The organism is Pseudomonas cichorii (assembly GCF_018343775.1).
GTDB classification, from domain to species: Bacteria; Pseudomonadota; Gammaproteobacteria; order Pseudomonadales; family Pseudomonadaceae; genus Aquipseudomonas; species Aquipseudomonas cichorii.
On record NZ_CP074349.1, the window covers coordinates 221,449 to 233,645 of the forward strand.

Consider the following 12,197-nt stretch of genomic DNA (forward strand, 5'->3'; position numbering starts at 1 on the left):
TAGCAGTTGCATCAATGATTTGTGCTCGTATGCAACAGGGTGCGTCCGGCGCTGTCAAGATGCCCTAGCGGCACTGCGGACAGAGGTCTAGTATGGGCCGCAATTTCGTCAGCCAGGAGGTAAGTCATGTCGGCCAAAAAGAAGCCAGTAAACACTCCATTGCACCTGCTCCAACAATTGTCGGGCAGCTTGCTCGAACATCTGGAAGACGCCTGCTCCCAAGCCTTGTCCGATGCCGAGAAACTGCTCGCCAAGCTTGAAAAACAACGTGGTAAAGCGCAGGAAAAACTGCACAAGTCCCGCACCAAACTGCAGGACGCGGCGACTGCCGGCAAGGCAAAGGCGCAGACCAAGGCCAAGAACGCCGTTGCAGAACTTGAAGACTTGCTCGACGCACTCAAGGATCGCCAGACCGAAACCCGCACCTACATCCTGCAACTCAAGCGCGATGCTCAAGAGAGCCTGAAGCTTGCCCAGGGCGTTGGTCGCGTCAAAGAGGCCGTCGGCAAGATTCTGGACACTCGCGCAGCCAAGCCAGCTGCACCTGCCAAGGCTCCTGCTGCAAAAGCCGTTGCTACAAAAAGCGTGAGCAAGGCACCTGCCGCGAAGGCGCCAGCCAAACCGGCTGCCAGGGCTGCATCTGCTGCCAAGCCGGTCGCCAAGCCAACAGCCGCGAAGGCTCCGGCTGCTGCCAAACCTGCGGCGACCAAGGCTCCTGCTGCCAAGGCTCCGGTAAAAGCTGCGGCTAAAACCGCTGCTGCCAAACCTGCCGCCGCCAAAGCGACTGCCAAGCCGGTTGCCAAACCCGCAGCCAAGCCAGCAGCAACTAAAGCTCCGGCAGCGGCCAAACCTGCTGCCGGCAGCGCTGCTAAACCAGCGGCCAAAGCACCTGCCAAAACTGTCGCCAAGCCAGCAGCCAGGTCCGCCGCAAAACCGGCAGCCAAACCTGCTGCCAAGCCAGCGGTAAAACCGGCTGTCGCCAAACCGGTCACGCCAGCAGCGGCTGCTACTCCAGCCGCTGCACCAGCCGCACCGGCTGCAACTGCTCCATCGACAGCCAATAGCGTCACGCCTAACACAGCGTCCTAAGGCTGATCCGCCGCGACGCGCAGCATCTGCAGCGCGTCGCGGTTCTTGTCGGCGGCCTCTGCGGCCAGTCCGTTCAGCCAGCTCTGCAAGTCCTCTGCTTCATCAACTGACCAGTCCTGCGTCAGTTTCTGCAATCGTGCGAGCAACTGCTGCTCGGCTTCCAGTTCCAGCGCTTTCACTCGTTCACGCAACGATCCCAATGCAGGGTCGAGTCGTGCCGCGTCACGCCATTGCGTGCGCAATTCCCTGAGAGGGCGCACGACGTCGTCGTGCCATGGCATCGCCAACTGTCCGATTTCCTGTAATCGCCGGGTATCACATTTCACGCCGCGTTTGCCCAGCCAGACACCCAGAAGCACCATGCACACATTGGCCCCGTTGGTTTGCAGACGCAGGCAGGCCTCTTCGACGCCGGGTCTGGCATAGAAATCGAGGGTGAAACTCCAAAGGTCAGAAGGCATAGTGAGCTACCTGTTTGAGACGAAGCTGGTAGACTCCGCCGCCATTATGATTCGACTTCAAAGCCTTACCTTACAGCGTGGTCCGCAACGTCTGCTAGAAGACGCCGAGCTGACCCTGCACGCCGGCCAGAAAGCCGGTCTGATCGGTGCCAATGGCGCCGGTAAATCCAGCCTCTTCGCCTTGCTGCGCGGTGAACTGACGCCTGACTCCGGCGACTGCCTGCTGCCTGCCGATTGGCGTATCGCCCACATGCGCCAGGAGGTCGATACCCTTGAGCGTCTGGGCGTTGACTACGTTCTGGACGGCGACCTTCGCCTGCGCGAGGTTCAGCGTCAGCTCGCTGAAGCTGAAGCAGCCCAGGACGGTGCCGCCCAGGCGAGGCTGCATGCCGAACTCGACAGTGCCGATGGTTATACCGCTGATGCCCGCGCCCGCAAACTGCTGGCGGGCCTGGGGTTCACCAACGAGCAGATGGAACGTCAGGTCGGCAGTTTCTCCGGTGGCTGGCGGATGCGCCTGAACCTGGCTCAGGCCCTGATGTGTCCTTCGGACCTGTTGCTGCTCGATGAGCCGACCAACCACTTGGACCTGGACGCCATTCTGTGGCTGGAAGACTGGCTCAAAAGCTATCCCGGCACCTTGCTGCTGATTTCCCACGACCGTGACTTCCTGGATGCGGTGGTCGATCACATCGCTCATGTCGAGCAGCGCAAGATCACCCTCTATCGCGGTGGCTACAGCGCCTTCGAGCGCGCCCGTGCCGAACGTCTGGCCCAGCAGCAACAGGCCTACGAGAAGCAGCAGGCGCAACGTGCGCACATGGAAAAATACATTGCGCGCTTCAAGGCCCAGGCCACCAAGGCCCGTCAGGCACAGAGCCGGATCAAGGCCCTTGAGCGCATGGAAGAGCTGTCCGCTGCCCATGTAGATTCGCCATTCAACTTCGTTTTCCGTGAGTCCGACAAAATCTCCAGCCCGTTGCTGGATCTGTCCGAAGCACGTCTGGGCTATGGCGAAAAGACCATCCTGGAGAAGGTCAAACTGCAACTGACGCCGGGTGCGCGCATCGGTCTGCTGGGGCCTAACGGCGCGGGTAAATCGACCCTGATCAAAAACCTCGCGGGCGAACTTGAGCCTTTGGGCGGCCGTCTGGTACGGGGTGAAAACCTCACGGTTGGCTATTTTGCCCAGCATCAGCTCGACTCCCTGGATGCCAAGGCCAACCCCTTGCTGCATCTGCAGCGTCTTGCGCCTACCGAGCGTGAGCAGACACTGCGCGATTTCCTGGGTGGTTTCGACTTCCGTGGTGCTCGTCTGGATGAGCCGGTGGTGAATTTCTCCGGCGGTGAAAAGGCGCGTCTGGCACTGGCCCTGATTGCCTGGGAAAAACCCAACCTGTTGCTGCTCGACGAACCGACCAACCACCTGGACCTGGAAATGCGCCTGGCGCTGACCATGGCCCTGCAGGAATTCAGTGGCGCGGTACTGGTGGTTTCCCACGATCGGCATTTGCTTAAGAGCACCACCGATGATTTCCTGCTGGTCGCCGATGGCCGGGTTCAGGAATTCGATGGTGATCTGGACGACTACACGCGCTGGCTGGCTGATTACCGTTTGCGCAATGTGCCGGTCAGCAACACACCGGTCAACGCCGACAAGACCGACAAGAAAGCCCAGCGTCAGCAGGCGGCAGCCTTGCGTCAGCAACTGGCTCCGCACAAGCGCGAAGCCGACAAGCTGGAGCGTGAGCTGGGAACCCTGCATGAAAAACTGGCCAAGGTAGAAGAGGCCCTGGCCGACAGTACTAACTACGAGGCTGCCAACAAGGACAAGCTGCGCGATCTGCTGGCGGAACAGGCCAGGTTGAAGGCGCGGGAGTCCGAGCTGGAAGAGGCCTGGATGGAGGCGTTGGAGCTGCTGGAATCAATGCAGGCCGAACTGGAAGCATTGTCGTAATTGAAGTGAGGGGCTGATGGATTTTTTTGGGTTGACGCTGACGGCCTACTGGATCGAACCGCTCTGGCTGGGCGTGCAGATCCTGTTGATTCTGCTGGCGGGTTACGTATTGCAGCGGGTAATCGGCCGTTTTCTGACGGGCCTGGGCGAGCGTTATCCGCTGCCGCCGGAACTGCTGGTGCCGGTGCGTGGCGGTTTGCGCTGGTTGATCATGGGCAGCGCGTTTGTCGTTGTCCTGGGTCGGCTCGGCGTTTCTGCCACGGTACTGTGGACTGCGTTGTCGGGCTTTGTCGCGGTAGCCGCCGTTGCGTTCTTCGCGATGTGGAGTGTGCTGTCCAACCTGCTCTGCGCCATCCTGATCTTCACCATCGGCCCTTTCCGCATCGGCGATGTGGTTGAGCTGGTCGAAACACTCGACAAGCCCGGCGTCAAAGGCCGGGTCGTCGCCATCAACCTGATGTTCACCACCCTGATCGAAATGCCCGAGGCGGGTGGTGCGCTGGTGCAAGTGCCCAACAGTCAGTTCTTCCAGAAAGCGGTTCGCCGCTGGCGGGGCAGCGATATCGTCCCGCAGGTGATGATTGAGAAACCGATGGGCGAGCAGAAATAATTAGTCATCAATTGCATTACGCACTAAGTTAGCAGCTATCGGGCTTTACTGGACTTGAGGTGTTTGATGGCGCTTGAAACATGGCTGGCTTTTTTTGCCGCCTGCTGGATTATCAGTCTGTCTCCGGGGGCTGGCGCGATTGCGTCGATGTCCTGTGGTTTGCAATACGGTTTCTGGCGCGGCTACTGGAATGCCCTGGGTTTGCAGATCGCGCTGGTGGCGCAGATCGCAATTGTCGCGGCGGGCCTGGGCGCGGTATTGAGTGCCTCCGAGCTGGCATTCAACCTGATCAAATGGTTTGGCGTGGCTTACCTGGTTTACCTGGGTATCAAGCAATGGCGGGCGCTGCCTGGGGATCTGTCTGATGACTCGGCGACTCGTCCCATCGGCAAGCCGCTGAGCCTGGTATTGCGGGGCTTTCTGGTCAACATCAGCAACCCCAAGGCGCTGGTGTTCATGCTGGCGATTCTGCCGCAGTTTATCGACCCCGCCCAACCGCTGCTGGCTCAGTACGTGATTATTGCGGTGACCATGGTTGTTGTGGATTCGGTGGTCATGGCCGGTTACACCGGGCTTGCGTCCCGCGTGCTGCGCCTGTTGAAAACGCCGAAACAACAACGCCGCCTGAACCGCACCTTCGCCAGCCTGTTTGTAGGGGCGGCGGGTTTCCTCGCCACCCTGCATCGCGGAACAGCATAAGCAGCAAGTTATAAGCAGTAAGCTTCAAGCTACAAGTCAAAAGCTTGAAGCTTGACGCTGTGCCCCACCGTTAGCGCAAAATCCGGGGCGCTTCGTCTCTCGGCAAGTTCTGCTGGATGGGCTGGCCGGTGTATTCCACTTCCCCACGCAATTGCTCACGCAACTGACGCGCCACGTCGACGCCGATCGACTTTGAGGCATCGCGCACCACGCGACCCCGGTTCATGGAAATCTTTACGTCCCGGCTGTTGACCAGCTTGGTGTCCTGGCTTTCGCCCATGGCGGTAAAGGCCGAGGTGATTTCGTAGGTGCGGGTGTTGATCAGGCTGAAATCACCGACCACCGTCAGCCCCATAATGGCCGAGTAGCTATTGGTGTTGGCAATTTCGCCCACGTCCTGGCGAAAGTCGATGTCCGACAGTGCGCCGAACAATACGTAATCAGCACCTTTGAAGTGCCCGCTCTTGATGCGTGCGATGACGTCGTAGACATCTTCTTTCGAGCCGGTCTTGTAAGGCGTGCCCTGCACCAGCTGGAACAGCCCGGACTTCAGGATCTCGCCCTTGATGTCACCACTGAATTTCTGCAGCTCGCTCTGTTCGATGTAGCTGGTACGGGACTCGTATTCTTCATAGCTCGACGAGCCGCTTTCGCTGTAGTAGTTGGCTCGCATGTCGCTTTTCGCCGAAACGGTGTGGATGTATTGCTCCACACGTTCCTGATAGGCCATGCCTGTCACGGCGATCTTTGGGGCTGCCTGAACCGAGAAGGCGCAGGCCATGCCGATAATGCCAATCCATGCACGCATCACTCAGCGCTCCGTGGTCTTGCGGATTTCTTTTTCGTCCATCCACTCTGCCAGGCCGCTTTCGACATCGATCAGTTGCAGGCTGAATTTGTAGAAGACGTCCTTGTAATCCTCACTGCGCTTGACGATGGAACTGATCGAGCCTTCCAGGCGGTATTTGGCGGCGACCATGTTGCCGGTTTTGGCGACAGTGCTCTGCTTGTACAGACCGCTCTGGTTCTGCAACTTGAGCTGGTCGACCTGGCTCTGCATTTCAGTGTTGTCGCTGGCGAAACGGGCTACGCCGCTCTTCATCAACTGGGTCTTGATGGTGGTGGTGATTTCGCGAGTGTCGATGTACTCGCTGGTCTTGTTCTTCACATCGTAGACCTGAACCACCGGGCGGCCTTGCAGGATGCCGGACTGTGCCAGTGAGCGGGTCATGCTCTCGGCGATCATCTGCAGGTCGGTGGAGCCGAATTCGTTGGTAATCGTTTCGACTGCCTTGGTATCGCCATAACTGATGTTCTTGCTGCCAAGAACCGGAGAGTTATTGGCGCAGCCGCTGGTCAGCAGGGCGAGGGCGGCGATGGAGCAAAGACGTGTAAACAGCATGTGTGGACTCTTCTGTGAGCGTAACTGGGCGTGGATCAAGGCGTGTTGATTTCAAGGCGGAAATCGGTTGCCCGCGGATTGGGTGCGATAGCCGGCAGCGTGGTGCTTTGCGAGCCATAGATCATCAGGCTTTTCCAGGTTTCTTCGTCTGCCACAGGAAAACCATCGTTACCCAGCCACGCGAAGCGGTAGTACATCGTCTTGTTGCGGCTGCTGGTGTTGGTCAACTGAGCTTTGACGGTCAGGAAGCCATTTTCCCGAGCCACGCGCATGGCGCCGACTTCGATGTTTTTGACGTCGCCAAGCGCCACCACTTTACTGGCCGCGCTGCCCGGAGCCGGAGGTGGCGGGGTTGCGCAGCCTGCGAGCAGGGCCAGCGCCAGTGCGCCGAAAATCTTGATACGCATGGGGTATCTCCGTTCAGGGTTGTTTGACGGCAAGGGCTTGCGGGACATTCACGGGCGTGACCTGTGCCGCGAGGCCATTGGTGAATACCTGATTGCCCAGGGCGCGCAGGGTGACGACCTGATAGCGCTGATCGACCTTGACCTGCACATGCGTGCCGCCCAGCGTGCCCGGCAATACCACCTGATGCATGCCCGGCGTCAGACGCAGTCGTGCCACCAGTGTATTGTCCGGCAGGGTTCGCCAGGTGCGGGTGTCGGCACCTTCGGTAATGGCCGAAGCGATACCGACTGCCAGACCGGCCAGCGGGTTGACGTCGTTGAGCTGCTTCTGCGCAACGCCACGGGTAATGGCGCGCAGCGTGGTGCGCACGATGATGCCCGGCATGTCGTCGCGCAGGGCGCGGCGCGACATGTCAGTGGTGCTGTTGAGCAGCGTCAGGTTGAGCGGCTGGCCGTCCAGGGTGATCTGGCTGACGATCGGGGTGCTGGTATCCGGCTTGATCACCGGGAATGACAGCGGTGTGATGACCAGATTTCCGCTGATCGGCAATGGCAGCGGGATATTTACCGAATCACGGGCCGGAGCAAAACCGCTCTGGACCACGATCAGTACTTCGCTGCTGCCATCCTTGCTGGCAGCAGCGTCGAGATCGGCCAGGGATTTTTCCAGCAACGGAGTGTTGGGGCGCAGTTCTGCGGCCTTGCGATAGCCCGGCGCGGCGAGGTCTTTCTCTCCCAGGGCTTCGTAGACGAAACCTGCCAGATAATGGCTGAACGCACTTTGGTAGCTGTTCTTCAGGCCAACGACCTCGGGCGCGTCCAGTGATTCGACCGGGTAGCCCTTGAGGTCCTTGAACTGGTTTTTCACGCCTTTGCTTTCGGCTTCCTGCTCGCTCTTGAAGTATTCCTTGTCGCGCAGGTTGGCGATCACGGCTTCACGTTCGTGGGTCTTCTTGATTTCGGTACGGGCACCGTCGAAATCGTTCTGGCCCAGCAGATTGAGTGCCATCTGGGTGGTCAGCATGACTTTTTCATAGTCATAGCCTTCGTAGCGACGCACCTTGTCGTTGATCAGGAAGCTGCCGAACTGGGCGAGGTATTTTTCGGTATCGAACTTGACTGCCTCTTCCCACTTGAATACCACCTGATCGGCCGTGCGCCAGGCCGCCTGACTGCCGGCGAAATCACCCTTGGAGCGCAGCAGTTCGCCTTTCTCGAAGTAATAGAGCAGGTCTTTGTTTTCGCCAGTGTTGTTCTTTTCCAGTGTACCGAGGGCGGCATCGACATTGCCGCTGGCCAGTTGCTGGTTGGTTTCCTTCAATTCGGAGTCATAGCTACGGAAGACGGAGCACCCTGTCAGCAGAATAGAGGCGACCAGCGCAGATGCGGTCAGAAAACGGGAGGGCATGGTGATTTCCATTCTGTAGCCGAAGGCGGCTACGTAAGTCCATTTGGACAAGCAGCAAAGTGCTGCATGAGTATGTGTCTCTTCCATCTGCTGGAAAAAGCCGTGGGATTATAGGTCGGGTTTTCAGGCTGGCAATGGCATTTTGATGCTATTTGGCGCGATTGCTTTTGGCTGTCTGCAATCGACACTATTCGTGCAGGGGAACGGCCTTCGGAGCCGTAATCGCGCTGTATCGGGTTTTTAGTAATGTTTTGTCACAAATATCGGGGTCGAGTATTGAGTCGAGGCAGATGGAAAGGAACAATGCAGCGCATTGAATTTCTGTCGAGATCGATCCATGCCTCTGCATTCCCGTTTCATGGCCTGGCTGCTGGTGCCGCTGCTTGCGCTATGCAGCTTCGGCCTGCTGGCCGACCCCGTCGATGGCGCTGCCCAGGCGTTGCATCTGCTGGACTATATAGGTGCTGACTACCCGAGCACCGTAGCTGACGGCAAGGTCGTCGATGAAGCCGAATACCGGGAGCAGGTCGAGTTTCTCGACGCATTGCAGGGCCTGATTGTTGCCTTGCCGCAGCGTGCCGAGCGCGATGCGTTGGAGCAGGGTGTTGCAGCCCTGAAAGACGCGGTGAGCAAACGTGAGGATGGCGCGCTTGTCGCTCGTCAGGCCCGGCAATTGGGGGCACGCCTGGCCGTCGCCTATGAAGTCAGCCAGGCACCGATCATTACACCTGACCCTGCTCGCGGTGCGCCGCTGTATGCGCAGAACTGCTCGGTCTGCCATGGCGACACCGGTGCCGGCGATGGCCCGGCCGGCATTGGCCTGACACCTGCGCCTGCCAATTTGCGCGATGCAGCCCGGCTGGATCGCCTGAGTCTTTACGATATCTACAACACCTTGGGACTGGGGATTACCGGCACCGATATGCCCGCGTTTGCCGATCAACTGGATGATCGCCAGCGCTGGGATATCGCGACCTACATTGCCGGTTTCAGTGCTCAGCCGGTGAGCGCGCCCGCCAAGACCTTCAATCTGGCGGATCTGGCGCGTCAGACGCCAGCGGAGGTCAATGCCGCCGAAGGCTTTGAAGCCGCCGCGACATTCCGTGCCCAGCGTGCGCAACCGCCGCAGGTCCAGCGCGGCCCGGCGCAACTGCTCGATTACACCAGTACCACTCTGGACAAGAGCCTGGCGGCGTATAGCGCGGGGGATCATGAACAGGCTTACGACCTGTCGGTTGCAGCTTATCTGGAAGGTTTTGAACTGGTCGAAAGCTCGCTGGATAACGTCGACGCTAACGTGCGCAAGGACACCGAAAAAGCCCTGATGGCTTACCGGCAGTCATTGCAGGACGGTCTGCCGCTGGCTCAGGCGGCGCAGAAGCTGGAGGCCGCCAAGGCCAGACTCAAGGAGTCCGCAGCCCTGCTGGGCAACGATGGCCTGAGCGTTTCCCTGAGCTACATCTCCGGCCTTCTGATTCTGCTGCGTGAAGGTCTGGAAGCGATTCTGGTACTGGCAGCGATCCTGGCGTTCCTGCGCAACACCGGCCAGCAGTCTGCCGTTCGCAGCGTCAACGCGGGTTGGGGCCTGGCGCTGCTGGCTGGCTTGGCGACATGGGCGTTGGCGGCTTACGTCATCGATGTCAGCGGCGCGCAACGTGAACTGCTGGAAGGCGCGACGGCGCTGTTCGCCAGCGTCATGGTGCTGTGGCTCGGGGTCTGGATGCATGATCGTCGTCATGCCGATGCCTGGCAGGATTATGTGAAGAGCAGCCTGGTCGGTGGCGGCGGACGTTTTGGTTTTGCTGTGCTGGCGTTCTTCTCGGTCTATCGAGAGCTGTTCGAGGTCATTCTGTTCTACGAAACCCTGTGGCTACAGGCAGGACCTGCGGGGCACAACGCGGTATTGGCCGGTGGTGCCACTGCGCTGGTGCTGTTGGTCGGCCTGGCGTGGGTGATCTTGCGCGGTTCGGCAAAACTGCCGTTGTCGTTGTTCTTCGGGATCAACGCAGCGCTGCTGTGTGCATTGTCGGTGGTGTTCGCCGGGCATGGCGTCAAGGCATTGCAGGAAGCGGGCATCTTCGGCACACGCCCGGTGCCGTTCTTCGAGTTCGACTGGCTGGGCATTCACGCCGATGCGTATTCGTTGGGGGCGCAGGCGGTTGCGCTGCTGGCGATTGCGGTGTTGTACGGACGTAGCCGGTTCAGGGCTTGATGGCGGTTCGCGAATGAGTTCGCTCCTACCGTAGGAGCGAACTCATTCGCGAAGGGGATTATTGGCTGTCTGTCTTTTTCTGAAGATCGACCGGGGCTTCGACGTCTATATCAGATGCCGCTGCCGAGGCGCAGCAGAGTTTTTCCTGGCGTGCGATGCGGGCGTTCTTGATGCGGCGGCGCAGCCACAGGGCCAGGCCGAGCAGGAGCAGGCCACCCAGGACCCAAAGCTCGTATTTCTTGATGTTGCCCAGCAGGCCTTCCATCACGGCACCGAAATGGTAAGCCGCCGAACCCAGGGCCGCAGCCCAGATCGCAGCACCTATACCGTTGAGCACCAGATAACGCAAAGGCGGATAACCGGACATGCCGATGGCCACGGGCATGACCGTGCGCAGGCCGTAGACGAAGCGGAAGCTCAGCACCCAGATGTCCGGGTGTTTGCGTACCAGCCTCAGTGCCTTGTCGCCCATGAGCTGCCATCGTGGCTTGCGTGCAAGCAGTTTGCGGCCGTGCTTGCGCCCCATGTAGTACCACAGTTGATCGCCCGCGTAGCTTCCGCAGAAAGCCACGAGGATGACCATGTTGAGGTCCATGTATCCACGGAAAGCCAGAAATCCGGCAAGAACCAGAATGGTCTCGCCTTCAAAGAAGGTTCCCAGGAACAGGGCAAAGTAGCCGAAATCGTTCAAGAAATTCTGGAGCATTGTCTGGATGCTGGCGAAATGAACGCGCAGCCTAACTCGCCTAGGACAATCATGAAAGTGTCGATATGTGTCTCGACGTTAAAGATTCCTACAACCACAATGTCCCGTCCTTGTTGTAGGCCTTTTCTGCGGCCCACCGTCGCAGGTCACACTATGACTGTCACACATTGGTCATAATGGCGGCTTATAACTGTCGCGCTTGCCCGCGTATGCGGGCTACAGGAGTCTCGCCGTGAGCTTTACCCCCGCAAACCGCCTGTTTCCTCTCACTCGCCTGCGCCGTAATCGTCGCGACGACTTTTCTCGTCGACTGGTTCGCGAAAATGTACTGACCGTCGATGATCTGATTCTTCCCGTATTCGTACTCGATGGTGAAAACCGCCGGGAAACCATTGCCTCGATGCCGGGCGTCGAGCGCCTGACTATCGATCTGTTGCTGCAAGAGGCCGAAGGCTGGGTTGCGTTGGGAATTCCGGCGCTGGCGCTGTTCCCGGTGACGCCGCTGGAGAAAAAATCTCTGGATGGCGCTGAAGCCTGGAACCCGGACGGTATTGCCCAGCGTGCGACTCGTGCGTTGCGTGAGCGTTTCCCGGAGTTGGGCGTGATCACCGATGTGGCACTGGATCCGTTCACGACCCACGGTCAGGACGGCATCATTGATGAAGAAGGCTATGTACAGAACGACATCACTGTCGATGCACTGGTGAAACAGGCGCTGTCTCACGCTGACGCCGGTGCCCAGGTGGTCGCGCCTTCGGACATGATGGACGGTCGCATCCAGGCCATTCGTGAAGCCCTGGAACTTGCCGGGCACGTCAATGTCCGGATCATGGCGTATTCGGCGAAATATGCCAGCGCCTATTACGGTCCGTTCCGTGATGCGGTAGGTTCTTCACTGAACCTGGGCAAGGCCAACAAGGCGTCCTATCAGATGGACCCGGCCAACAGTAACGAAGCATTGCATGAAGTGGCCGCTGACCTGGCTGAAGGCGCGGACATGGTGATGGTCAAGCCGGGCATGCCTTATCTGGACATCCTTTACCGGGTCAAGGATGAGTTCAAGGTCCCGACCTTTGTCTATCAGGTGAGCGGCGAGTATGCGATGCATATGGCTGCAATCCAGAACGGCTGGCTGAGTGAGGGGGTGATTCTCGAATCCCTTACCGCCTTCAAACGCGCAGGTGCTGATGGCATTCTTACTTACTTCGCCGTCCGTGCTGCTCAACTGTTAAAAGGGCAATAGCCT

Annotated in this window: 12 protein-coding genes; 6 read left to right on the forward strand and 6 right to left on the reverse strand. The window is 59.2% G+C overall.

From position 1 onward, the window contains the following. The first annotated feature begins 126 nt into the window (after positions 1-126). Positions 127-1,089: an AlgP family protein gene (locus KGD89_RS01065; protein ID WP_025257977.1), complete on the forward strand. Its 963-nt coding sequence runs from the start codon at positions 127-129 to the stop codon at positions 1,087-1,089. On the opposite strand, the gene KGD89_RS01070 is transcribed toward KGD89_RS01065, so the two are convergent. Next, the gene (locus KGD89_RS01070; protein WP_025257978.1) at positions 1,086-1,550 is read right to left on the reverse strand and encodes a TIGR02444 family protein; all 465 of its coding nucleotides are present in this window, start codon (positions 1,548-1,550) and stop codon (positions 1,086-1,088) included. The genes KGD89_RS01065 and KGD89_RS01070 overlap by 4 nt on opposite strands. A gap of 46 nt (positions 1,551-1,596) precedes the next feature. Here KGD89_RS01070 and KGD89_RS01075 point away from each other — a divergent pair, with 46 nt between their 5' ends. The 3 genes from KGD89_RS01075 to rhtB all read left to right on the forward strand — a co-directional run bounded on the left by KGD89_RS01075 (position 1,597) and on the right by rhtB (position 4,816). Next, positions 1,597-3,507, forward strand: a complete 1,911-nt coding sequence (locus tag KGD89_RS01075; RefSeq protein ID WP_025257979.1) for an ATP-binding cassette domain-containing protein — start codon at positions 1,597-1,599, stop codon at positions 3,505-3,507. Positions 3,508-3,523: 16 nt separating this feature from the next. Next, entirely contained in the window at positions 3,524-4,117 is a 594-nt protein-coding gene (locus KGD89_RS01080; RefSeq protein WP_025257980.1) for a mechanosensitive ion channel family protein, read from the forward strand. Positions 4,118-4,183: 66 nt separating this feature from the next. Next, positions 4,184-4,816: a homoserine/homoserine lactone efflux protein gene (gene rhtB, locus KGD89_RS01085; RefSeq protein WP_025257981.1), complete on the forward strand. Its 633-nt coding sequence runs from the start codon at positions 4,184-4,186 to the stop codon at positions 4,814-4,816. Positions 4,817-4,886: 70 nt separating this feature from the next. On the opposite strand, the gene KGD89_RS01090 is transcribed toward rhtB, so the two are convergent. The 4 genes from KGD89_RS01090 to KGD89_RS01105 are packed head-to-tail and all read right to left on the reverse strand — an operon-like array spanning position 4,887 to position 8,033. Continuing rightward, positions 4,887-5,624 carry a hypothetical protein gene (locus tag KGD89_RS01090; protein WP_025257982.1) on the reverse strand — a complete coding sequence of 246 codons (738 nt, stop codon included), beginning with the start codon at positions 5,622-5,624 and terminating at the stop codon, positions 4,887-4,889. Between the two features lie 3 nt (positions 5,625-5,627). Next, a complete protein-coding gene (lpoB, locus tag KGD89_RS01095) occupies positions 5,628-6,215 on the reverse strand; it encodes a penicillin-binding protein activator LpoB (RefSeq protein WP_025257983.1) in 588 nt (195 codons plus the stop codon). A gap of 38 nt (positions 6,216-6,253) precedes the next feature. Beyond that, a complete protein-coding gene (locus tag KGD89_RS01100; RefSeq protein ID WP_025257984.1) occupies positions 6,254-6,625 on the reverse strand; it encodes a YcfL family protein in 372 nt (123 codons plus the stop codon). 13 nt (positions 6,626-6,638) lie between these two features. Beyond that, entirely contained in the window at positions 6,639-8,033 is a 1,395-nt protein-coding gene (locus KGD89_RS01105; RefSeq protein WP_025257985.1) for a COG3014 family protein, read from the reverse strand. Positions 8,034-8,370: 337 nt separating this feature from the next. Between KGD89_RS01105 and KGD89_RS01110 the strand changes: the two genes are divergently transcribed. Further along, on the forward strand, positions 8,371-10,245 hold the full coding sequence (locus tag KGD89_RS01110; RefSeq protein ID WP_025257986.1) for a cytochrome c/FTR1 family iron permease: 1,875 nt from the start codon (positions 8,371-8,373) through the stop codon (positions 10,243-10,245). 58 nt (positions 10,246-10,303) lie between these two features. Here KGD89_RS01110 and KGD89_RS01115 read toward each other — a convergent pair whose 3' ends face one another. Then, positions 10,304-10,951, reverse strand: a complete 648-nt coding sequence (locus KGD89_RS01115; protein WP_025257987.1) for a DedA family protein — start codon at positions 10,949-10,951, stop codon at positions 10,304-10,306. Between the two features lie 232 nt (positions 10,952-11,183). Here KGD89_RS01115 and hemB point away from each other — a divergent pair, with 232 nt between their 5' ends. Next, positions 11,184-12,194, forward strand: coding sequence for a porphobilinogen synthase (gene hemB / locus KGD89_RS01120; protein ID WP_025257988.1), 1,011 nt, complete (start codon positions 11,184-11,186; stop codon positions 12,192-12,194). Positions 12,195-12,197 lie beyond the last annotated feature (3 nt).

What these genes read in the sequence shown, in the direction of transcription:
- KGD89_RS01065 (WP_025257977.1), top strand. Translation starts at nt 127, where the DNA reads ATGTCGGCCAAAAAGAAGCCAGTAAACACTCCATTGCACCTGCTCCAA.
- KGD89_RS01070 (WP_025257978.1), bottom strand. Translation starts at nt 1,550, where the DNA reads ATGCCTTCTGACCTTTGGAGTTTCACCCTCGATTTCTATGCCAGACCC.
- KGD89_RS01075 (WP_025257979.1), top strand. Translation starts at nt 1,597, where the DNA reads ATGATTCGACTTCAAAGCCTTACCTTACAGCGTGGTCCGCAACGTCTG.
- KGD89_RS01080 (WP_025257980.1), top strand. Translation starts at nt 3,524, where the DNA reads ATGGATTTTTTTGGGTTGACGCTGACGGCCTACTGGATCGAACCGCTC.
- rhtB (WP_025257981.1), top strand. Translation starts at nt 4,184, where the DNA reads ATGGCGCTTGAAACATGGCTGGCTTTTTTTGCCGCCTGCTGGATTATC.
- KGD89_RS01090 (WP_025257982.1), bottom strand. Translation starts at nt 5,624, where the DNA reads ATGCGTGCATGGATTGGCATTATCGGCATGGCCTGCGCCTTCTCGGTT.
- KGD89_RS01100 (WP_025257984.1), bottom strand. Translation starts at nt 6,625, where the DNA reads ATGCGTATCAAGATTTTCGGCGCACTGGCGCTGGCCCTGCTCGCAGGC.
- KGD89_RS01105 (WP_025257985.1), bottom strand. Translation starts at nt 8,033, where the DNA reads ATGCCCTCCCGTTTTCTGACCGCATCTGCGCTGGTCGCCTCTATTCTG.
- KGD89_RS01110 (WP_025257986.1), top strand. Translation starts at nt 8,371, where the DNA reads ATGCCTCTGCATTCCCGTTTCATGGCCTGGCTGCTGGTGCCGCTGCTT.
- KGD89_RS01115 (WP_025257987.1), bottom strand. Translation starts at nt 10,951, where the DNA reads ATGCTCCAGAATTTCTTGAACGATTTCGGCTACTTTGCCCTGTTCCTG.